Annotated in this window: 22 protein-coding genes, 2 pseudogenes and 1 riboswitch; of the genes and pseudogenes, 9 read left to right on the top strand and 15 right to left on the bottom strand. The window is 40.5% G+C overall.

Going from position 1 to position 22,283, the window contains the following annotated elements:
- Positions 1–329: 329 nt before the first annotated feature.
- Positions 330–1,097, bottom strand: coding sequence for an arylamine N-acetyltransferase family protein (locus ACQKNS_RS08720; protein ID WP_427642061.1), 768 nt, complete (start codon positions 1,095–1,097; stop codon positions 330–332).
- A gap of 290 nt (positions 1,098–1,387) precedes the next feature.
- Positions 1,388–2,211, bottom strand: a pseudogene (locus ACQKNS_RS08725) (manganese catalase family protein).
- Between the two features lie 305 nt (positions 2,212–2,516).
- Here ACQKNS_RS08725 and ACQKNS_RS08730 point away from each other — a divergent pair.
- From ACQKNS_RS08730 to ACQKNS_RS08740, 3 genes are all read left to right on the top strand, one after another.
- Positions 2,517–3,035, top strand: a complete 519-nt coding sequence (locus ACQKNS_RS08730) for a DUF2243 domain-containing protein (RefSeq protein WP_427642062.1) — start codon at positions 2,517–2,519, stop codon at positions 3,033–3,035.
- On the top strand, positions 3,025–3,831 hold the full coding sequence (locus ACQKNS_RS08735) for a cytochrome c oxidase assembly protein (RefSeq protein ID WP_427642063.1): 807 nt from the start codon (positions 3,025–3,027) through the stop codon (positions 3,829–3,831). Before ACQKNS_RS08730 ends, ACQKNS_RS08735 begins: the two co-directional genes overlap by 11 nt.
- Positions 3,832–3,919: 88 nt before the next feature.
- Positions 3,920–4,285: a carboxymuconolactone decarboxylase family protein gene (locus ACQKNS_RS08740; protein WP_427642064.1), complete on the top strand. Its 366-nt coding sequence runs from the start codon at positions 3,920–3,922 to the stop codon at positions 4,283–4,285.
- A 55-nt stretch (positions 4,286–4,340) separates the two neighbouring features.
- Here the strand turns inward: ACQKNS_RS08740 and ACQKNS_RS08745 are convergent, their stop codons facing one another.
- A complete protein-coding gene (locus ACQKNS_RS08745; protein WP_427642065.1) occupies positions 4,341–4,970 on the bottom strand; it encodes a spore coat protein in 630 nt (209 codons plus the stop codon).
- Between the two features lie 175 nt (positions 4,971–5,145).
- On the opposite strand from ACQKNS_RS08745, the gene ACQKNS_RS08750 reads away from it, so the two are divergent.
- Positions 5,146–5,289 carry a hypothetical protein gene (locus ACQKNS_RS08750; protein ID WP_214743170.1) on the top strand — a complete coding sequence of 48 codons (144 nt, stop codon included), beginning with the start codon at positions 5,146–5,148 and terminating at the stop codon, positions 5,287–5,289.
- 99 nt (positions 5,290–5,388) lie between these two features.
- Positions 5,389–5,901: pseudogene (locus ACQKNS_RS08755) on the top strand (DUF3231 family protein).
- A 96-nt stretch (positions 5,902–5,997) separates the two neighbouring features.
- Here ACQKNS_RS08755 and ACQKNS_RS08760 read toward each other — a convergent pair.
- From ACQKNS_RS08760 to ACQKNS_RS08790, 7 genes are all read right to left on the bottom strand, one after another.
- Positions 5,998–6,168: a hypothetical protein gene (locus ACQKNS_RS08760; protein WP_427642066.1), complete on the bottom strand. Its 171-nt coding sequence runs from the start codon at positions 6,166–6,168 to the stop codon at positions 5,998–6,000.
- A gap of 22 nt (positions 6,169–6,190) precedes the next feature.
- Positions 6,191–7,969, bottom strand: a complete 1,779-nt coding sequence (gene thiC / locus ACQKNS_RS08765; RefSeq protein WP_427642067.1) for a phosphomethylpyrimidine synthase ThiC — start codon at positions 7,967–7,969, stop codon at positions 6,191–6,193.
- Positions 7,970–8,103: 134 nt separating this feature from the next.
- A riboswitch (TPP riboswitch) is annotated at positions 8,104–8,218 on the bottom strand.
- Between the two features lie 115 nt (positions 8,219–8,333).
- A complete protein-coding gene (locus ACQKNS_RS08770; RefSeq protein WP_427642068.1) occupies positions 8,334–9,122 on the bottom strand; it encodes an HAD family hydrolase in 789 nt (262 codons plus the stop codon).
- 139 nt (positions 9,123–9,261) lie between these two features.
- Positions 9,262–9,795 (bottom strand): histidine phosphatase family protein, encoded by a 534-nt coding sequence (locus ACQKNS_RS08775; protein ID WP_141993753.1) that lies wholly within the window; start codon positions 9,793–9,795, stop codon positions 9,262–9,264.
- A 227-nt stretch (positions 9,796–10,022) separates the two neighbouring features.
- Positions 10,023–10,475: a hypothetical protein gene (locus ACQKNS_RS08780; protein WP_427642069.1), complete on the bottom strand. Its 453-nt coding sequence runs from the start codon at positions 10,473–10,475 to the stop codon at positions 10,023–10,025.
- A 318-nt stretch (positions 10,476–10,793) separates the two neighbouring features.
- A complete protein-coding gene (locus ACQKNS_RS08785; RefSeq protein WP_427642070.1) occupies positions 10,794–11,906 on the bottom strand; it encodes a zinc-dependent alcohol dehydrogenase in 1,113 nt (370 codons plus the stop codon).
- A 158-nt stretch (positions 11,907–12,064) separates the two neighbouring features.
- Positions 12,065–12,994 (bottom strand): glycerophosphodiester phosphodiesterase, encoded by a 930-nt coding sequence (locus ACQKNS_RS08790; protein WP_427642071.1) that lies wholly within the window; start codon positions 12,992–12,994, stop codon positions 12,065–12,067.
- A gap of 360 nt (positions 12,995–13,354) precedes the next feature.
- Here ACQKNS_RS08790 and ACQKNS_RS08795 point away from each other — a divergent pair, with 360 nt between their 5' ends.
- Entirely contained in the window at positions 13,355–14,581 is a 1,227-nt protein-coding gene (locus ACQKNS_RS08795; protein WP_427642072.1) for an ATP-binding protein, read from the top strand.
- A 61-nt stretch (positions 14,582–14,642) separates the two neighbouring features.
- Here the strand turns inward: ACQKNS_RS08795 and ACQKNS_RS08800 are convergent, their stop codons facing one another.
- Positions 14,643–15,476, bottom strand: coding sequence for an ABC transporter permease (locus tag ACQKNS_RS08800; protein ID WP_427642073.1), 834 nt, complete (start codon positions 15,474–15,476; stop codon positions 14,643–14,645).
- Positions 15,477–15,498: 22 nt separating this feature from the next.
- Positions 15,499–16,248: an ABC transporter ATP-binding protein gene (locus tag ACQKNS_RS08805; protein ID WP_427642183.1), complete on the bottom strand. Its 750-nt coding sequence runs from the start codon at positions 16,246–16,248 to the stop codon at positions 15,499–15,501.
- A 398-nt stretch (positions 16,249–16,646) separates the two neighbouring features.
- Here ACQKNS_RS08805 and ACQKNS_RS08810 point away from each other — a divergent pair, with 398 nt between their 5' ends.
- Positions 16,647–17,636, top strand: coding sequence for an ABC transporter substrate-binding protein (locus ACQKNS_RS08810; RefSeq protein WP_427642074.1), 990 nt, complete (start codon positions 16,647–16,649; stop codon positions 17,634–17,636).
- Positions 17,637–17,663: 27 nt separating this feature from the next.
- Positions 17,664–18,560 (top strand): TauD/TfdA dioxygenase family protein, encoded by an 897-nt coding sequence (locus tag ACQKNS_RS08815; protein WP_427642075.1) that lies wholly within the window; start codon positions 17,664–17,666, stop codon positions 18,558–18,560.
- A gap of 185 nt (positions 18,561–18,745) precedes the next feature.
- On the opposite strand, the gene ACQKNS_RS08820 is transcribed toward ACQKNS_RS08815, so the two are convergent.
- The gene (locus ACQKNS_RS08820) at positions 18,746–19,333 is read right to left on the bottom strand and encodes a DUF6241 domain-containing protein (protein ID WP_427642076.1); all 588 of its coding nucleotides are present in this window, start codon (positions 19,331–19,333) and stop codon (positions 18,746–18,748) included.
- A 218-nt stretch (positions 19,334–19,551) separates the two neighbouring features.
- Here ACQKNS_RS08820 and ACQKNS_RS08825 point away from each other — a divergent pair, with 218 nt between their 5' ends.
- On the top strand, positions 19,552–20,481 hold the full coding sequence (locus tag ACQKNS_RS08825; protein ID WP_427642077.1) for an alpha/beta hydrolase: 930 nt from the start codon (positions 19,552–19,554) through the stop codon (positions 20,479–20,481).
- 119 nt (positions 20,482–20,600) lie between these two features.
- Here ACQKNS_RS08825 and clpP read toward each other — a convergent pair whose 3' ends face one another.
- Positions 20,601–21,185: an ATP-dependent Clp endopeptidase proteolytic subunit ClpP gene (gene clpP, locus ACQKNS_RS08830; protein WP_427642078.1), complete on the bottom strand. Its 585-nt coding sequence runs from the start codon at positions 21,183–21,185 to the stop codon at positions 20,601–20,603.
- A gap of 30 nt (positions 21,186–21,215) precedes the next feature.
- Entirely contained in the window at positions 21,216–21,923 is a 708-nt protein-coding gene (locus ACQKNS_RS08835) for a sigma-70 family RNA polymerase sigma factor (RefSeq protein WP_427642079.1), read from the bottom strand.
- Positions 21,924–22,283: the final 360 nt, after the last annotated feature.

Consider the following 22,283-nt stretch of genomic DNA (forward strand, 5'->3'; position numbering starts at 1 on the left):
AAATCAAGCAAGAAGGACTTTGTCAAAAGTCCTTCTTATTTCTAGTCTAACCAAAGTTGATTGTTCGATTTTTTGTATGATATGTGAAAGGTACATGGAGACATGTTTTTTATAATCCATGCCTATCGAATTGAATAACCCTTTCGCTATACCTATTAACATGGTTTTGGTATGTCCATGCGAAATAATGGATGTTTTAGACGTAGACAAGCTCGTTTTAGAAATCGCTTCCTTTCCGCTAGCCTCTTCGCCGTTATTCATAAAAAAGACTGTCAGAGATGGACAGTCTTTTTTGAATGGGTGACTTTAATATTCAGTCCCTTTTTTCACTATCTATCGAAGTGCTGTTTCATTAACTCTTTGAATCGCGTTCCATCTATTTCTTCTTTCGTCACTTTCCCATCTTCCCACTCTGTAAAGGATGTATCAGTTAAAGTGATGTTCCCGCTGTTTGTCAAACGGGTGATTAATGGATGCTTATTAAATGGCGATTCGGGATTTTCCCTGATGATCGTTTGGACCTCATTAAGTTCCGCTACATTTCCTACCGGTTTTGACGAATCGAAGGCATACCCTATTCTCCAATCGCGATCTTTATGTTTCAGTTTTAATTCAAGGATGTGGTCTCCATGGTCGGTATTTTCTTTTTTTATCCTGAATTCACCATTTTGGGAAACGACCGTTTCTCCGTTCAACGGAACTGGTTTTAAAGGCAGATTCCCGCCAAAACCTGTATCGATCAAATAGGTTCGGCCCTCATGGTTCAATAGAATGGTGACATGGGTCCTTCCTATGGTCATCCACCCCTGATTATAGATGACACCCCGTATCAGGAATACATCAAAGTCATTTTCCTTCAGGAAAAAATAAAGGGCTGCATTCAATTCATAGCATAATCCACCCTCATTCCTCACGAGGACTTTGTTCATGATATTCGCTTTATTGATATGACTCAGATGGGATGCCATGATCGATAAGTTTTCAAAAGGAATGGTTTTCGCTGTCTTTTCCAGAATTTCATCTAATTTCTCAAATGTCAGTTTCACATCTTCCTGGAGCCCTATTCTTTTCCTGAATAATGCATTCAGTTCATTCATTAAGATTCCCCCTTTAGACAGATACCGACGAAGAGTAAATTGATTTTGTATATATTCATTATACTTTGTCCATATTTCATTCTTCAATCAATCTGCCATTAGCTCCTTTTCCTGGCATGGGTTTGGTAAACCCACTTCTTACTATTTAAATGAGTGACCTTCCTTTAAAATGGCATTTTGATAAAGGAATCTATGCTACTCAAAAAAATCCACAAGCAAATAATCAGATTTTGTTAACAGAAAAAAACGATGTCCCTTTAGGGGCCATCGAGTTTTTTGAAAAGTTACTATTACCATTTATTAAGCGATTGACTTCTATCCAAGTCATGATGCAATTGTGCTACCGGAACCTTTGGGTTAGGAATCTGTCCTTTCGCAACTGGTTCAGCTACATAAACAAAATCTCCTGTACCATCCGGGGCCCTTCCCGTTGCCCACAGGCCGTCTGCTGATTCATTACCTTCTGACAAGTTCCAGAATTCGTAAGCTTCCGGTTGGGATTCCATTTCCGCTTCCGGCGGGAATGATGCGGGAACGACAACACCATTTTTTTCTTCAAGTTCTGCAATGGCCGCCATCCATTGATATTGGTGGTAGCGATCACGGGCCAACATTTTACGGAAGGTAGCACGTACCCCTTCATCTTTGGTCATATGATATAAACGGGCCACTTGAAGGCGTCCTTGGCTTTCAGCATGCAAATTCGATCGCATGTCTGCTAATAGATTTCCGCTCGCTACAATATAAGATCCGTTCCAAGGCACCCCATTCGAGTTGGTTGGCAGTCCGCCAAGTCCGCTTACGAGCAAATGCTGGGGATTAATCCCACCCATGATCGCTGCTGTAGCAGGATCTTTTGCGGATTCTGCCTGATCTTCCGGAGAAGCGCCATCAAGTAATTGACTAATGAGCGAACAAAGCATCTCTACATGTCCAATTTCCTCTGTACCAATATCCATCAGCATATCTTTGTATTTTTCTTCCCCACGGCAGTTAAATCCCTGAAAAAGATATTGCATCATGACAGTCATTTCCCCGAACTGTCCACCTAACACTTCCTGAATTTGACGTGCAAGCATTAAATCTGGCCGCTCTACCTTAACTTAAATTGCAATTCTTTTTGATGACGAAACCTATAACTCCTCCTTTTATAATTGGTTGCTTTCTAAGATTTTTATTACCCGCCTGTCCATGCTTGAAACATGGATCCAGTCATAATGAACAATAATTAGAAAAATCTTACATGCATTTAACAATGAACTAAAAATCCAAGGATTATCTTAGGAGCATGAATGGATCACTAATAAGATTTATAAAAGATCCATTTACCTGTCTATAACTTTACAATACAGGGTAAAGTAGAAAGAACCATATATAGGAAAGTCAACCACATATAGAAACTTAAAAGGAGGATGGAAAATGGATTTCAGGCCCCGAAATCAAAAAAATCAATCCATTTCAGAATTACGATATACTTATTCCGCTCGTAATCTATGGTCCGGTTTTCTATTCGGGATCGGATTGGTGGCATTCATCGATGAGGCCATCTTTCATCAACTATTACATTGGCACCATTTCTATGACAAATCCACATCCAGCATCGGGCTTGTCTCGGATGGATTTTTTCATGCCCTAAGCTGGTTCGCAACAGTCGGGTCTCTGTTCATGTTCGCTGACCTTCGCCGCCGAAAGGGATTATGGATGAAAAGGTGGATAGGGGGAGTTTTGTTTGGGGCAGGTTCTTTTCAGTTATATGACGGGACCATCCAGCACAAACTCATGCGTCTCCATCAAATCCGTTACAATGTCGATATTCTTCCATACGACTTGATTTGGAACATTGCAGCCGCAATCATGATACTGATCGGCCTTACCATCGTCATTCAAACAAGGAGCAGCTTACTTAAAATGAAAGAAGACGGCCGCAATGCACAGTAATGGACATATTCACGATAATGGAACTGGTTTTGAACCGATTTTATTGATTCTTATCTCGCTTGTTATCGTTATTTATATCGCAGCTGTCGTAATTTCGAATCGCCGCTATAAAAAATGGCCCTTATACCGTACGTTCTTTTGGATTCTTGGCACCATCTGTGCAGCCTCCGCAATTATAGGCCCCATCGCCAATCGCGCACATATGGACTTCACCGCGCACATGGTTGGTCATTTACTGCTTGGAATGATTGCCCCAATCCTACTCGTGTTTGCTGCACCTATCACTCTTGCACTGCGAACACTTGATGTAAAATCAGCAAGACACCTTTCAAAGTTATTGAAAAGTTGGCCGCTGCGCATTTTAAGTAATCCATTCACTGCTTCCGTGCTTAATATTGGGGGACTCTGGATACTTTATACGACTGGGTTATATGGGTTAATGCATCAGCATGCCCTTCTACATTCATTGGTGCATTTTCACGTATTCATGGCGGGCTATCTATTCACTGCATCGATGATTTATATCGACCCTACGCCCCACAGGTTCAGCTTCATGTTTCGGGCTATCGTATTTACTATTTCACTGGCCGGCCATGATATCCTTTCTAAATATATTTTTGCCCATCCGCCAAGCGGAGTCACAAAGGTACAAGCGGAAAATGGAGGAATGTTAATGTACTATGCCGGTGATGCCATTGATGTTGCACTTATATGCATCCTTTGCTATCAATGGTTCAAAGCCATCCGGCCCAAGGGATCACTTGCCCTGTATGAAGCCGGCTCCAAGATTACTTAGGTAAACTCCTATGTTTCTGTTTAATCGTCCACTATTTAGCTCATACTAATTTTTGATGAAAAAAATTTAGGATGGAGCTGAATGGAAAATGGAATTTGAAGCTAACAATTCTACTGAAAATGCTCTTCGTGATTATAAAGCTGGAATCGGTGTCTTTACGCATAAAATGCCTGATCTTGCAGAGAAATTCAATTCGTTTACGGAAGAGTGCTTTAAAGAAGGTGAATTATCCCAGAAAGATAAACAGCTAATCGCACTAGGAATAAGCTTATATTCACAAGATGAATACTGTATTATCTATCATACAAAAGGATGTCTTGACCAAGGCTGTTCCGAACAGGAAATTCTTGAAGCTATCGGTGTGACCGCGGCATTCGGCGGAGGAGCCGCCATGAGTCAGGCTGTAACCCTCGTCCAGGAATGCATCCAGGAAATAAATCAAATGAAACAGTAATAAAGAAGGGATAGGACAAATTGTCCTATCCCTTCTTTGTTCTTGGCAAATGCCTTTAATGACTCATGTTGTTATTTCTTTGTGCGGGTGCATACGCGTTCATCATTTGCAGCATATCCTGCTGTGCAAGCTGTGGAACTTGATAGTAATGATGTTTGTTTTGATATAACGAAATCTCATATGCCATTTCAATGCAGTTCGGAACGGAATCAGCAAATACCCGGCGAACGACAGGATTCGTTATTTCAAGCGCTGTCATCGCTTTCATGGATGCTGCAGACTTGACAGCTCCAAGCATCAAGCCTGAAATGCATTCATCCGTAATTTCAGAGACGGATTGCAAAGGTTTCTTTGGCTGAGTTGGTGTCAATCCATATATAAAATCGTTACCTTGATTCATTTTATAGCTTTGGGTCGGTTTAGAAGGATCCTGGCCTGATTGGAAGCACTCCAATGAAATATTATATTCTTCTTGGATGAACTGATATTGACGATCCAGAATGTCGAGCAATTCCTTATCCTGGATATGCTGACGCAAAAGAGTATATGTGTTTAAAGTACCAATCGTTCCCGACAACACTTCATGTACATCGAATACTTCGTGACCACCGTGATTCATTTGTGGGGGAATGGCACCTGTTTGCATGTTCTGGTGTACTTGACCTTGTTGATTTTGGTTTTGCATCGTATTTCCTCCTCTTTTTATCAATGATGCGAACAAGTTTAGTATGGTAAACCCCAACAGGATTATTCAATCTAAACTCTTCCAAGTAGACCAATAAGCTGCTATACCATGTTTTCTATATAAAAAAACCATGATGTTTCAACTATAAACACTTTTTATTATGGGAGGATTTTTAATGACACATAAATGCTTCTATTGTAGTGATGACACGGAAGAAAAGAAAATCCATGTCGTAACATTTCAAGTTACTGACACGGATAGGAATGAAATGCTCTGTGATGAATGTTATCAAGAATGGCTACAAGGAATAAAAGGTTAAACCTAAAAGCCATCTATCTTTTCAATCAACAACGATGCATACATGGATGAATTGAGGGTAACTTAAATGCGTTGAATAGAGAAATTTAGGAGGATGGGTATGGGGTTTTTAAGCGGTAATCCGAAAGAAGAGCCTATGCATTACGGAGAAGCATTTGGAACATGGGCATTTTTAACAACTACAAAAGGCTTTATTGCCTGTCATTAAACTATGCTTAATCATACTGGTGGAGACAAGGATTTGCATAAATTACTTGTTGAAGTGATCAATCAAGGGAAACAGGAACATGACCAACTTGAATCATTATTAAAAGAAAATAACGTAGGACTGCCTCCGTCACCACCTGAAAGGCCTAAAGCTAATTTGGAGGATATTCCTGGAGGGGCACGTTTTCAAGATCCTGAAATCTCTGCTTCAGTATCAATCGATATAAATGCAGGATTAGTTGCTTGCAGCCAAATCATGGGTCAATGCATCCGCGAAGATATTGCACAGATGTTCGCACAATTCCATACCAATAAAGCTGCAATGGGTGCTGACTTCCTAAGATTGAATAAGGAAAAAGGATGGCTTGTCCCTCCTCCTCTTCATATTAATAAAACAAGCATGTAAATAGTAATGAAATATCCCCCAATCATGGTGACATTGTGATTGATGCCCAACATGATTAAGGGATTAATTTCGATAATGAAGACGATTACGGAATCACTACCATTGCAGGCTTTCAATTAAGTGGCACTTTATACATTGTTGACTATAATCAGTTTTTACAAATTCATGATTACAATTCTCGCGAAAAATGTTCAGCTCCCTTTTCAGCTGTTCCAATTGAGCTTCCAACTGTTTCATTTCAACTTTTATTTGGATTACCCGATTCATCGAATTCTCCCTCTCGTCGGAATCATTGATAGATTTCCCCGTCCGTTTTCCTGAATTCATCCGCTTTTTCTTTCAGACCTTCATCGATTACCGAATCAAAACCCAGACCCTTTTCCTTCGCCAAATCACGGATATCCTGGGAAATCCTCATACTGCAGAATTTCGGGCCGCACATTGAACAGAAATGGGCTGTTTTGGCACCCTCTGCCGGAAGTGTTTCATCATGATATTCAACCGCCCTTTCAGGATCGAGGGAAAGATTGAATTGATCTCTCCAACGAAATTCGAATCTAGCCTTTGAAAGGGCATCATCCCGCTTTCTTGCCTGCGGATGGCCTTTAGCAAGATCTGCTGCATGGGCCGCAATTTTATAAGTAATGACCCCTACACGAACATCTTCTTTATTCGGAAGTCCCAGATGCTCTTTCGGTGTCACATAACACAGCATGGCAGTTCCAAACCATCCAATCATGGCAGCACCAATCGCAGAAGTGATATGATCGTATCCAGGAGCTATATCCGTTGTCAATGGTCCCAGGGTATAGAATGGTGCTTCTTGACAGACTTCAAGCTGCTTATCCATATTTTCTTTAATCAAATGCATCGGTACGTGACCGGGTCCCTCCACCATGACTTGAACATCGTGCTTCCAAGCAATCTTCGTCAATTCCCCAAGTGTCTCCAATTCAGCAAATTGAGCCTCATCGTTTGCATCTGCAATGGATCCAGGACGGAGGCCGTCACCTAATGAGAATGAGACATCATACGCCTTCATGATTTCACAAATCTCTTCAAAGTGGGTATAGAGAAAACTTTCTTGGTGGTGGGCCAAGCACCATTGTGCCATGATCGAGCCCCCTCGGGACACGATTCCCGTAACTCGTTTTGCTGTCATGGGAATGTAACGCAAAAGCACACCGGCGTGTATGGTGAAGTAATCGACACCTTGCTCAGCCTGCTCGATTAATGTATCCCGGAAAACTTCCCAATTTAAATCTTCCGCGACTCCATTCACTTTTTCCAATGCTTGATAGATCGGAACCGTCCCGACTGGCACAGGTGAATTCCTGATAATCCATTCCCGTGTCGTGTGAATGTTCTTTCCGGTGGAAAGATCCATTATATTGTCTGCACCCCAACGTGTAGCCCAAGTCATTTTCTCCACTTCAGCTTCGATCGATGAACTAACAGCGGAATTTCCTATATTCGCATTTATTTTCACATGAAAATTACGCCCGATGATCATGGGCTCACTTTCAGGATGGTTAATATTTGCCGGAATGATCGCCCGCCCGCTAGCTACCTCTTCTCTTACGAACTCAGGGGTAACATTTTCCCTGATCGAAATGAACTCCATTTCCGGGGTAATGATACCTTTTCGGGCATAATGGAGCTGGGTTACGTTTTTCCCTTTCACTGCACGCAATGGTTTTCTTTTCAATCCCGGAAAAACTTCTGCTTTGGTTTGTGACTCTTTTTTATACCCGTTATCTTCGGGCTTTATTTCACGTCCTTCATACTCTTCAACATCTTCCCTTTCAAGGACCCAGCTTCGTCTAATCGGGGCAAGACCTTTACGAATATCAATGGGATATTCTGAATCCGTATAAAAACCGCTTGTGTCATAAACTCGTAAAGGCGGATTCTCCTCTTCGCCGAATGACCCTGTAGTCGGACTTAGCTTAATCTCACGCATAGGTACTTTAATATCGGGTCTAGATCCCTCAACATACACTTTTTTACTCCCGGCAAAGCTGGACATGATTGAAACGTTCATGTCATTTACTGAATTACTCATCATGATTTCATTTCTCCTTTTTAAGTTATTTAAAAAGGACAAAATCCAATCCATTTCGCACGAAAAAGCCAGATCTCCTATTTAAGACCTGGCTAACGTTAGTATGGCTACAGAAATGACCAATTGAAATGTCATTGTTTAGTAGATTCTAACTTCCCCACGCTGGTATGAACCAGATCAGGTCCTGAGGGTTAAGAAGCTAAAGCGCTTCTCTCTCAGCCCAACTTTTATTGGACACCCCTAGTCTGAATAATTTAATTGATTACAGGGTTACTATATCTCACCCTTTTCATTCTGTAAATAATTTGAAAGACCTAATATTTTCATTACAATTCTCCAAAATTTGTTATTTGGAGAGGACCGTCATTTAATTCCTCAGGTTCTCAATGATTGGGTAAAGCTCCTCTAAATGCTTGATTTCATAGGTTGGAATCACTTCATTCCGTTCCTTATCATGGCGATTTATCCAAACCGACTTTATGCCTACGCGTGATGCTCCAAGGATATCGGTCATTAAATTATCTCCGACCATCAATACTTCATCCTTACCAAGCTCCATGATTTCCAAAGCATGCTCAAAAATGGAGGCATCCGGTTTACCTCGTCCAAATGCGCCTGAAATCACGATTTGGTCGAAATAAGGAACCAGTTCAGGCGTAATTTCAAGTTTGGTATTTTGCAGTTCAGGAGATCCATTCGTAAGCAATAGCAATTTATATTTCCCTTTTAATTCATCCAGAACACGGAATGTTTCTTCATAGATAAATGGTTTTTTGCGCCTCTCGGCAGGGAAACGTTCTGCCAGTTCAAGCCCAAATTCCGGGTCATCGATCCCTAATGCCAATAACCCTTTCGTCCACGCTTCTTTCCGATAACCTGGTGCAATCCCGGCCATCTTTCGGAATTCATCATGATCATCCCGAAAATTACCCCATAGTCCCTCAAATGGGTTGATTCCGATCATTTGTGTGAATGCATATGTATCGTAAGAAGAATAAAGCTCGCGCGCTTCCTTCCGCACCGCTTCTTCAAACTCCTCGACATTCAGATCATATTTCTCCTTGGCCACTTCACATGTGGCCACAAAAGCCTCTTTTACACTTTTCTGATCCCATAGTAATGTATCATCTAAATCAAAAAAAACTGCCTTCAGCAAAATGTCCACCCCTCTTTCCCTATTATTGAATTCGTAAAAATTATACTATTACAATAATAAACCACAACCAATAAAAAAAGAATAACTATTCGGAAAATGCCTTACCCTTTCTGGTGGGAAACCCGATATTTTCCTTTTATCACCTTTCAAATACATAAAGCTTTCCATTACTGGCAATCTTGAATTTTGGACCGGTGAACCCCCGTCGTATCAGCTCTTTCCTCATATATACCATGAGGGCGGCATGACTCACGATCAGAACATCCCTTTCTCCCTTTGCTAAGACTTCATCCAATACTTTATTGATCCTTCGCTCTGCAATCTTAATTTCCGCCCTTGTCTGCTTGTTGATTACCGAGCAGCAGCGAATCCAGATGGCCCAAAGGATGAACGGCAGCTTAACTTTTCCTTTAAGTGGGGGGGAGGGAATTTCCCGCAGCTCCTCCATACGATGAACCGTACCTGGATAGATATGTTCCGCTGTCTTGACAGCTCTCGACATATCACTGCTATAGCATTCCTGCCATTCTTCCACACCAAATAAAGTCGTTCCGTAAATGATATCCGCTGCATCATAATCCTCGAACCATTGCTTCATATCATCCGCCGTCACCGGTCTCCCAGTGGGAAATTCATGTGCCACCTTAAAATGCCGTACCAAACCAATTTTCATATCTTCTCCTTTTTATCTTTTAACATATACATTTCACTTTCTAGTAAAAGCCCTTATCAATATATTACCCTATGTAAACCCATAAAAAAATGTATGTTGAAACCATAAAAACCTACTGATCCCTAGACAATGTGTATGTTAAAAATCTTACGGATTGTGTCCCTATAAGCATTTGATTATGATAGCATCGAAAAAAAGAGAAAGCATTTCGCCTTCTCCTGTTTGGTTTATTCCATGAATTGAAGTTCCGTTATCGTACATCTTTTCCTGAATTTATATTTTCCGCTCAAATCACTGAATTGATAATCATTGAGTGATTTCCCCAGATGTTCCTTTAGCTTATCCACAGTGGTTGATTCCTCAATCGTTTCTCTCCAATTTTCCTTTCCTATTACCTCTTCGAACGGAATTGTAGTCAGGACTTCATCATATATCTGGATGCTTTGATCGATGCCGAAGCTGCCATAGATACTGCCATTTTCATCAGCAAAGATATGCTCCGATTCCAACTCTTCCACCAGTACTTCTAGATATTCCTTTGACTTAACAGGCTTGATGGCAATCTCTGCTTCCGCCGTTACAGGTCCCAATCTCTTATCGACGATCTCCATCGTCAATTTAACGTGAACGGACGGATATCCAAACCCTTCACAAAGTTCTGCTGCCGAATTAAATACCACTATACATCCTCCTTTGTCACTATCATTATATAATATAAATACTCCATCTTATTATTAAATCAACTCTTCTTTTTAAATCATATGTTCTTGAAGGGTCAGTCGTCATTATTCCGAATTCTCCTGAAACGAAAGCCACCCATTATAGTAAAAAAATCAGGGATAATCCTGATTTCTTCCGTTCAATTATCATTCAATTTCACATCTCCATCCTTATTACACCATTGACTATTTGTGAACCTGGCCAAAAAGTCCAATGCAATTACATGCATTGGACTTTTTATAAGCATCATATTATGGCTTTAACACGACTTTAATGCATTAATCTTCGTGATCGTTAAAGATTTGATAAGCTTCACTAGCTTTTTCGAGAGGGACTTTATGGGATATGATTTCCGTAGGGTCGAACTTTCCAGCCGTGATATCATCAAAAATCTTTGGCATGTAGTGAATGACTGGTGCTTGCCCCATTTTCAGATTAATGTTCCTTTCAAATAAATTGCCTAATGGGAACATGTTATATTTGGATCCGTATACCCCAGTCAATTGGATCGTACCGAATTTACGTACGGCGTTAAGTGCAATCTCGATCGCGCTTAACGTTCCGCCCTGAAGTTTCAGCTTTTGCTCAATTGCCTCAATCGTTGATTTTTTGCCGTCCATCCCCACACAATCTATGACCACATCGGCCCCGCCTGAAGTGATTTCCTTAATGTAGCTGCCCATATCGTTATACTCGTCAAAGTTATACGCCTCAACCTTATTCATCTGTTTTGCCTTATTGAGTCTATAAGGCAGATTGTCGATTGCAATGACCCTTTTTGCGCCTTTCATCCAAGCGAACTTCTGAGCCATCAAGCCAATAGGACCGCAGCCAAGTACCGCTACCGTATCATCTTTCTTGACGCCAGCGTTCTCAACACTCCAATATGCGGTTGGCAGGACATCGGACATGAACAATAGTGCCTCATCTTCAAGTTCACATGACTCTGGTATGACAAACGGCATGAAGTTTCCATATGGGACCCTTAAATATTCTGCCTGCCCGCCTGGATAGTTGCCATACCGTTCCGTGAAGCCAAAGTATCCGCCTGTATCCACCGCTTCATTGGGATTGGAATTATCACATTGGCTCTCCATATCATGTTCACAATAATAACAGTGCCCACAAGAAATGTTAAAAGGCAGGACAACCCTGTCCCCTTTTTTCACCTTCGTTACTTCCGGACCCACTTCTTCAACGATGCCCATCGGTTCATGGCCAATGACATAATCCTTATGTGTGGGTAAAGCACCCTGATATATATGGAGATCGGATCCGCAAATAGCCGTTGAAGTCACTCGGACGATAATATCATCCTTTTGCTGCAGTTTCGGATCTTCAACTTGTTTTACCTGTATCTCTTTTGCTCCTTGAAAAGTGACAGCTTTCATAATCAACCTCCTAAAATATTTTTCATACATTTGATATACCCGTCAAAAAAGTCCGCTAAGCCTAAGACCACCCAATTTACCCTATAATTAAATGTCCTTCCATACAAAAAAAGCCCCGGAAAACCGGGACTCATATATGAAGCACTTATTTAGCAATCTTATAAATTCCCATTTTCATTGTGATTATCCTGCTTGTACTCTCTTAGTACCTCGCTGAATACATCAGGATAGTTAGTGAACAGCCCCGTTGCACCCCATTCAAGAGCCTTTTTCATATCCGCTCTATCATTTACTGTATATGGATGGAATTGAAGGTCATGATTGCGAACCATCTTCACATATTGTCCGTCAACCTTATTGAAGTTCGGGCCAACGCCAATTGCATATTCCTTAACGGATTCCAATTCCGCATCGGAAATGGTTGCTGGGTTTTTATAAGAATAGAGTTGCACAAGCGGTAGCTTTGGATTCATTCCATGAACCTTCATAAGGCTTTCTTTACTGAACGATTGTATTAATACATTCTTGGTACGGCCTTTTGAATCCACCATTTTATATTCTTCCAGAACCTCCAGAAGTTCTTCTTCCATTCCTGGATATACTTCAGGTGACTTTGTTTCAATATAGTAATTGGCTTGCTTTCCGAATTTCTTAAAGACTTCTTCTAGAGTGGGAACCTTCAACCCTTTATATACTTCTTTTGCCAATTGCGGGTATTTTTCATTGAACCATGAACCGGCATCCAGTTTCTTGATTTCTGCAAGCGTTAAATCCTTCACAAGACCTGTACCGTTCGTCGTACGATCCACCTTTTCATCATGCATGGCTATCAATCTTCCATCCTTGGTCATCTGTAGATCGATTTCTATGTAGTCACCTTTCATTTGTTCTCCCAATTGATAAGCCGGAATGGTATGTTCAGGTGCATGACCAGAAGCTCCCCTGTGTGCAATATTCACGATTTTCTTCTCATAAATAGATGAATTGGAATGACTTCCATTTGCAGCCGAGGCCCCCATGGAGGCAGCTTGCAATATAAAGGCCGCACTCATCATACAAAAGCCGAATTTCTTTATATTCGTTTTCATTTTCCCTCTCCCCCTCCTATTATTACCATCATTTTAGAAGGGGAATTTGAATCTACAGCTAATATAATGTAAAGAAATCATATATTGATAAAAATGAGTAAAATAACCTACCAAACAATTACCCATGTGCAATGCATGGATACTGGTAATCCACCAAGAAGAAAATATAAAAAGTTTCTTGGCATGTACATATTGAAATAGCAGAAAAAAACAGTCACCCAAATACCAACAACTGAATATTTCAAAATTCTCCCCACAGAGAGACTATCGATGGCAAAATCTTTCTTTTTCCGATTTACAAAAAACTAGTATCATATTACTATTAAACAAACAAACAGAATATTAATATTAAGGGGAATTATGTTAAAAAATTATCAATATTATCAAAACAAACACCGATTTATACTGAAGGCATTCATGGCAATGATATCCTTTTTACTGTTAGTCGGGATTTCTGTATCACCTATAAGTTGGAAAGATAATCCCTACGAGATGACATTACAGGTCATTTTAATATCGGGGATGATAATTTCTCTGTTATTTTTCTTAAAAACAGAAGTCAATTTCTATAAAACCCTATTCATTTTCTTAATTACTGTTTATTTATACAGCAAATTCTGGATATTCCCAGATACTGCAATCATGCTATCATTATTTTCGATAGCACCATTGATTCCCATTTTTCTCTTTGATAAAATCGGGTTCTACATTGTCGCCACTTTAAATATCATATTAGGTCCGGCTTCCATATTGATCATTTCAAAAACGGATCTTCAATACACTTATGAATATGTCGCTTTGGATAGTTTCGGCAACACTCTTAACTTCATCGCTATACAAATCATATTGGTATTCGTATTTCTGGGAACAAATAATAGGGTGGAATCCACCAATGCATTTCATAAGGAAATACAGCAGGCAAAACAACTGAACTCAGTTGGACAGCTCGCTGCCACCATTGCACATGAAATACGTAATCCGATTACTGTCGTGAAAGGTTTTGCCCAGTTATTAGATCAAGAGAAGGAACTGAATGAAACGGAAAAATTTTATGTACAGACCATACTAACAGAACTTGAATATACACAAGTGATTATCAATGACTATTTGTCTTTGGCAAAACCGCAAACGGATAATGTACAAGTCATTCCTTTAAATTATGAAATCCAAAAGATTTCCGACCTATTAACAAGTTTTGCCAATAATCGAAACATAGGCTTTCTCTTGGATTTCCATGACGACCTTCACATTAACATGAATCCCATCGAGCTTAAACAGATACTGGTCAATATCATGAAAAATGGAATTGAGTCAATGACCAAGCCCGGATTCATCAAAGTGGAAACAGAGCAGGAACGCACTATGGCCAAAATACGAATAACGGATACAGGAATAGGCCTCTCCAAAAAACAGCTTGAAATACTCGGCACCCCATTTTATTCACTTAAAGACAGGGGAACAGGTATTGGCTTGACCGTTTGTTATTCCATCGTTCAAAAATACAAAGGGAAAATCGTGGTGCAGAGCGAATTGAACAAAGGAACATCCTTCACCATTTATTTGCCATTACATAGAGAAATAGATTAAACATACTTCACCAAACAAAAAAAGGATGACCTCCCCAAAACCGGGCGGTCATCCTTTTCAATTAGGCTTTAAAACTATCTTGCCATTTCAGTAAATGATTTTCTAAAAAGCGGACAAACGAATCGGAGATTTTGCCAGCAAGGGCAAAAATGATGATGCCTACGAATACGACGTCCGTTTGCATGAATGAACGGGCATCTTGGATCATGAAGCCCACCCCTCTGTCCGCACCCAACAATTCAGCTACGACCAGGCACATCCAAGCTGCACTTAAGGCTAAACGGATACCAAGCAATATGTTTGGCAAAGCTGCCGGGATCATGAGCTTCGTTATTTGTTCCAGACGGCTAAACTCTAAGGTTCGGGCAACATCGTATAGTTTTTTATCCACATTCCGAAGGCCCAAAAAGGTTTGTAAATATAGAGGAAAAAAAGCACCTAAAGCTATAAGCAGCACTTTGGATAGTTCACCAAACCCGAACCACATAATGAATAAAGGGGTTATCGCAAGTAAAGGAACTGTTCGTAACATTTGTATGCTTGGATTAAGATATTCTTCGGATTTTTTTTGCATGCCAACGATGACTCCTAGCAATAAGCCTAAAAAACCACCTAATGCAAAGCCAAGAAGGGCCCGCGTTAAACTGATTTGTAAATGCATGCCCATTTCCCCTGACCGAACGAGATCAATGAAAGTCGTGACGATCAATGAAGGTGATGAGAATAATTGGGCCGGCAGGATGCCAGCCGATCCTAATGATTGCCATGCAATCAACACGACAACGGGAAGGAACGAACCCCGCAATGCTGATTTGGCAAGCTTGGATTGTTTTTTCGTTTTCCTTATGACAAGCGACTTGTTTTGAGCGACGGTCTGTATAGACATATTTTTCATCCTTCCTTTTTGAAAAAAATTTTTAAATGCTCCAATCTTCCCTTTCTTCAAGATGATGATCGAGTTGGGTCAAAATGACGGTCCTGAATTCCTGAAACGCTTTGCTTGTTCGAGTTCTCGGATATGGTAAATCGATTGGAACGATAGCTTTAATCCGTCCAGGCTTTGCCTCCATGACTACCACTTTGCTCGATAAAAAGATGGATTCATCAATATCATGGGTGACAAGCACCATCGTTGTCTTATTCTTCTCCCATATTTCTAGTAAAGCCTCTTGAAGATGCGTTCGCGTGAAAGCATCCAATGCACCAAATGGCTCATCCAGCAATAAAACTTCAGGATTACGCAATAAGGCTCTGGCAATGGCAACACGCTGCGACATTCCACCTGATAATTGGCGTGGATACGCCTTTTCAAATCCTTTTAGCTTTACCAATGAAATTAAATCATCCACCCTTTTCCTAATGTCCGGTTTTTTTAATGGAAGGTTACCTGCAATATTTTTCTCCACGTTTAGCCATGGAAATAAACGGTGCTCCTGAAAAATGAAACCACGGTCTTTAGAAGGTGCGCTAACCGGATGATCGCCAGCTATGATCGAGCCGTCAAAGTCTGAATCAAGTCCTGCGATCAGCTTTAATAATGTACTTTTCCCACAGCCGCTCGGACCAATGATGGTGACGAACTCACCATTTTTGACGCTCAGATTTAAATTATCCAAAACATGGACACTTTCATTATCATTCTTAAATGTTTTGCTTACATGATTCATTTCTAACGTCGCTACCAATGTCCTCACCCTTTCTTAAATAAAAAAATAGAGATCCAGCAATAAGGCACATATTGTCCCTTTGCTGAATCTCTAGTTAACTAGTCGATCCAATATTTCATTTTATATTAACTTATCGATTATTTATAATCAACACCCAATACCAATTTATTTTATCGGATTAATCAAAAAAAGATAATTGACAGATTATTCTAACACCTGTTAAGATGCATTCATACACTAATCCGCTTCACAAAAAAAACCAAATAAAGGTCATGTGAATCAACTGGACTACCGGAGATTCAATGAAGAGTAACCCCGGCATACTCTTCGTTGGATCTCTTTTTTGTCATTAATCTGACTATCCAGATGTGGTAAGTGTAATAAAAAGGAGGGAATTCATGAAGGTATATCGTAACAAGTTAACCGCAGTATTACTTGCCATCATTAGCATTGCTGTATTGGCAGGTTGTAATTCCGATGCCGGCAAAGCTTCCGGGAAAAGTGATCCACTTAAAGTTCATATTGCCTTAAATGGCAAGATGGGGCCATTGGTCATTGCAAAGGAAAAGGGATTGTTCGACGAAGAGTTTTCAAAACTGGATGCCCAAATCGAGTGGAGTGAATTCCCGAGTGGTCCCCCGCTTTTGGAATCCCTCGCTTCCAATCGGGTTGACCTATCTTTTTTAGGGGATGGTGCACTAATTGCCGGAATTGATAAGAATCTGCCATTTGAAGTGATTGCACAAACAGGTCGTGGTGAGTCATCTGTCCGGATCCTGGCTCAGCCAGATGGTGACATAAAGAAGATTGAAGACTTAAAGGGGAGAACGGTCGGTGTTGCCTCGGGGACAACGGGCCATGTGTATTTAATCAAGGCATTGAAAGCACATGGTTTAACGACTGATGATATTAAACTAATCAATTTACAACCGGATGATGCCCAATCCGCTTTTGAAACCAAACAATTGGACGCCTGGGCGATATGGAACCCCTATTACCTTAATAATATTGAAAAAAGGAATGCAGTCGCACTTAAAGTAAAAGAAAAAATATTAGCTCCTGGTGCAATCATTGCACGTAACGAATTTGCAAAAGCACATCCTGAAATTGTCGAAGCCTATTTAAAGGTTTATAAAAAAGCTGCCGATTGGCAAATTGAAAATCCAGATGAAGCATCTGAAATTTATTCTAAAGAAACTAAATTGCCTGTGAGCACAGTCAAGAAAATAATAACGGCTGAAGAACCAAATATTTACTTTACCGAAGATGCCATCCAGGCTCAACAAGAATCAATCGATACTTTAGCCGGTGTGGGTTATATCAAGAAATCATTTAATTTTAAAAACCAGATCCACAATGAATACATTGATGAAGCCTTTAAAAAATAAAAAAACATACTTTACAGGAGGAGATTGATGATGACGGAAACTAAAACACAACAATTAAAAGTGGTACCCGTAGCAGGAAGGATTGGAGCGGAAATTCAAGGAGTCCAATTAAGCGGAGACTTGGATTTGGCTATTTTCAGTGAAATCAAACAAGCATTAAACGATCATAAAGTCGTATTCTTCAAAGGTCAAAACCATTTGAACGATGCCAGCCAAGAGGCATTTGCCAAACTATTGGGTGAACCTTATGCGCATCCAACAGTACCGGTCAAAGACAATACTAACTATATTTTCGAACTTGATTCCGAACGGGGTGCTAAAGCAAACCATTGGCACACTGATGTCACTTTTGTTCCAGAAGTTCCTAAATACTCTGTTTTAAGAGGTGTAACCATCCCTGATGTTGGCGGCGATACAGTCTGGGCGAATACGAATAAAGCATATGAAGACCTTCCGGATGGATTGAAGAAATTAGCGGATGGACTATGGGCGATCCATACAAATGAGTATGATTATGCACAATTCAAACCTGCCGAAAACATTGATGATGAGGTTAAAAAGAAATATCGTGATATATTCGAATCGACCATTTATAAAACAAGACACCCAGTCGTTCACGTGCACGCAGAAACCGGAAAAAAGCATTTATTATTAGGTGGCTTTGCCGGCAGAGTGGAAGGATATACAACAAGTGAATCTGAAAGATTATTAAGTATCTTCGATTCATACGTCACGAGCTTAGAAAATACCATCCGTTGGCAATGGAGTGAAGGGGACGTGGTCATTTGGGATAACTTGGCAACGCAACATTATGCTATTGCCGATTACGGGGACCAGCATCGCGTCGTTCGCAGGGTCACAGTAGGAAAAGACGTTCCCGTGAACAAGGAGAACGAGTCTAGCAAACTAATTATTAAGAAATAAAACGCATGTATTGAATGTAAGGTTCCATTACTTGGCTGCCCCATAAGCGAATGACTTAGTTGAATGGCAAACACTCAAACCTCCTGAGGAACTGGCCTTATTGCAGGAGTTTGAGTGTTTACTTAATGGAACAGGTCTTACCAACTCGCCCTTTGATATATTCAGTACTTCCCTGCAAAACAGCCTCACTTGAAATTCCCCTCAATGAATTCAATCTCTTCTGCCGCACTTAATGTGCCGTGGGCTTTCCCAACGGTGCCTTCTTTGCCTTCCCAAAAGAAGTTATGGTCCTGAACGATCGTGCTGAAATCAAAGTCCCGCCAACGGGCAGCAATGCCGAGCAATCTATCTCTATGCCGAAAATCACTTGATTCCACTATTTTATAAACTTCTTCTATAATCTTAGGGGACATCGGTATAGCTCCCCATTTATCTTGCGCTCGAACTTTTTGATGAGTCATCTTATGCATGACGTCCATGACTTCCGTTTCGGTTGAGTCTTCATCAAGTCCTGTTTCGAATTCAATCCCATCATATATCGCTGTTTTCTCTTCAAGTTCCGCCGCTTTAGCTTTCGCTTCCCTTTTTGCTTTGATCTTTACATCCTCTCTTTCTCTTTCAATTTGTTCTTTGGTTTCCCTGGCTTCAATCTCCAGTTGTGCTCTTTCGTACTCATTGGAGTTTTCCTTGATTTTAAAGAAAGTAATCCCCAACCCGAATAATGCCACAACAAAGATTCCACTAATAAGTAAAACCTTTTGCATTTTCTTCATAGAAACCTCCTCCAATCTATTGATAATGTTAGATAATACTTATTTTAACATATTAAATGGATGATCTATCCAGAAAAGGCGAACATCCAAAATCCTTTTCATTGCCCCATTCAAAATAATTTCAGTAATTTCAGATATCAATCATCCCTTAAGCTCTTCTATTTTCAAAATATTGTACTATTAATAAAGGACGGCCAATTTTTTGGAAGGAGCCTTGAATGAAGAAATTCGGTTTCGCTGCTACATGCATTCTTATAATTTTAATCATTATGTATGGTTTAATAGGGAATTATTTTTACAATATCGCCTTAAATCCGAATAAGGAAAAAGACTTTTTAAGCGATAACCCCCATCTTGCCCAATCCCAAGCCGTTTCAGGTAAATTGGCTGAATCGAGTAAATTGGCTGATGCGGAATTTTCAATAGAACATCAACCGGATGAGGTGAGCATTGTTTCTGCAGATCATCTAAGACTTAGTGCTAAACTTTATGAAAATAATAATCAAGGCCATAAATGGGCTATTGTCGTTCATGGTTATACCGGCAATAACAATCAAATGATCCGGTGGGTACGCAATTTTCAGGAAAATGGATACAATGTGCTGGCACCTGATCTTCGGGGACATGGAAAAAGCGAAGGCGATTACATGGGAATGGGCTGGGACGATCGGAAAGATATGCTTTTATGGATCAAGCAAATTACCGATAAAGATCCCCAGGCGGACATTACATTATTCGGGATATCCATGGGAGGGGCAACAGTCATGATGACCTCCGGGGAAAAACTGCCTTCCAATGTTAAAGTGATCGTAGAGGATTGCGGATATTCCTCGGTAATGGACGTATTCACCTATCAACTTGATGATTTGTTCGGATTGCCAAAATTCCCAGTAATGAATGCTGCCAACATGGTGACCAAGCTGCGTACGGGCTACGATTTAAATGAAGCGTCAGCTGTGAAACAAGTGCTCAAAAGTAAAACACCCATGTTATTCATCCATGGGGAAGATGATTCATTCGTCCCTTATTCCATGCTGGATGACGTATACAATGCAGCAAATGTGGACAAAGAAAAATTGATAATACCGGGTGCCGGGCATGGTGAAGCTGAATTAGTGGACCCCAAAAAGTATTGGAACGAGGTATAGGGATTTGTGGATAAATATATGGAGTAATGTCGAAGAAAGAAAAGAAACTGCCGATATGGATATCGACAGTTTTTTTTATCCAGATATTTTGAGCTTACTGATCGCATTTTTAATCAGGATTAATTATCCTGAACGATTATTTCATCGATTATACCGTAATCCTTCGCCTCATGTGCACTTAAGAAGTAATCACGATCTGTGTCCTTCGCCACCTTTTCGATAGGCTGCCCAGTCCTTTCCGAGATGATTTGATTGATATGATCCTTCAGTTTCAAAATCCTTCGGGCCGTTATTTCAATTTCCGTGGCTTGCCCCCTCGCCCCACCAAGCGGCTGATGAAGCATGATTTCACTATTTGGCAAAGCGCACCGTTTCCCTTTCGTACCCGCCAATAAAAGCATGGCACCGAATGATGCAGCCATCCCCGTACATACAGTCCGGATATCAGGCTTAATATATTGCATCGTATCATAAATGGCGAAACCGGCACTGGTCGATCCCCCCGGACTGTTTATGAAGATGGTAATTTCCTTCTCAGGTGCATCTGCTGCCAAGAATAACAATTGGGCAACCACACTATTGGCTAAATGATCGGTGATTTCTTCCCCAATCATGATGATACGGTCTTTTAGAAGTCTGGAATAAATATCATACGAGCGCTCACCCTTGCCTGATTGTTCAATTACATATGGAATGGTGGTCATATCTCATTTTCCTCCTAACAATGATATTGGCTATGCGGCCATTGAGAGTGTGTTTGAAGGAGTGTAGCTTGATTTGGAAAGAATCGAACGATTCATCAGTTTAGGAATCATCGATTCACTGTTTAAGGATTTGAAAGATGGGATGCTTCTAATGAGGATATCAGGATCCTGGGCTTTTAAAGCCTGTGTCATCAGGGACATGAGCCGCTGTTCCTCCTCATCTTGCCAATCTTCCACAGAAGACAACTTACGCTCTTCAACGTCATCGGCAAAACGCTTTTTCACACGGTTCAGGATGGCCTTTACAGCCGTTTCCGTGGTGTTCAAATACTCTGAGATTTCTTTTGACCGAAAGAGGAATCCTTCCTTTAACAGGAACACAACGGCTTGTTTCGGGGTAAGTGACTTTATTATATATTCAACCGTTTCAAAGGCATTTTCCCCAACTGATCCCTGTTGTTCAGTATCCAACTGTTCGTCTAATGATTCTTTTTTTCTTTTTCGTATCGTATCAATCCAGGAATGGCGGGCTATCGTCTTCAATAAAGCCGTTGTTATCTCGGTTTTCTTTCCATAGCCCTGCATGGTCTTCAATATCGTTTCCTGTGCCAAATCATCCCCATCCCAATTATTTTGGGTAAGGAATCGGCAAAATCGAAGCAATTCAGGATAGACTTCACGCATGATCGCACCGTTATCCTTTTCTTCAGAAATCTCTTCCCTTAACTTATTTATCATTTTTCTCACTCCTTCAACACCCTCTATCCTATAAACGTTTCAGAAAGAGAAAAAGATACGGGTGTGGAAAATTTCCCTTCATTCTTCTTTATATTCTATTCCATTTTTTCCATTGGATTTCCTTTCATACTAAAAACCTGTTTGGTTAAGGTCCAAACAGGCTAGTATCAATGTTCTATTTGCACAAATATGGCCTCCCCCCTGTGTACCCGTTCGTCACCAATCATTTCAGCGAAGCCTTATATTCAAAACACTTCATATTCCCCGTGAATTCCGCTCCGGTTCATTAAGCTAACCAGCTTTTGGATGTCACCCGCTCACGGAAATGTTCGGCTATATGTCCTTACCTTTTCGCTAACC

It is taken from the genome of Peribacillus sp. NPDC094092 (assembly GCF_050279365.1).
GTDB lineage: Bacteria > Bacillota > Bacilli > Bacillales > DSM-1321 > Peribacillus.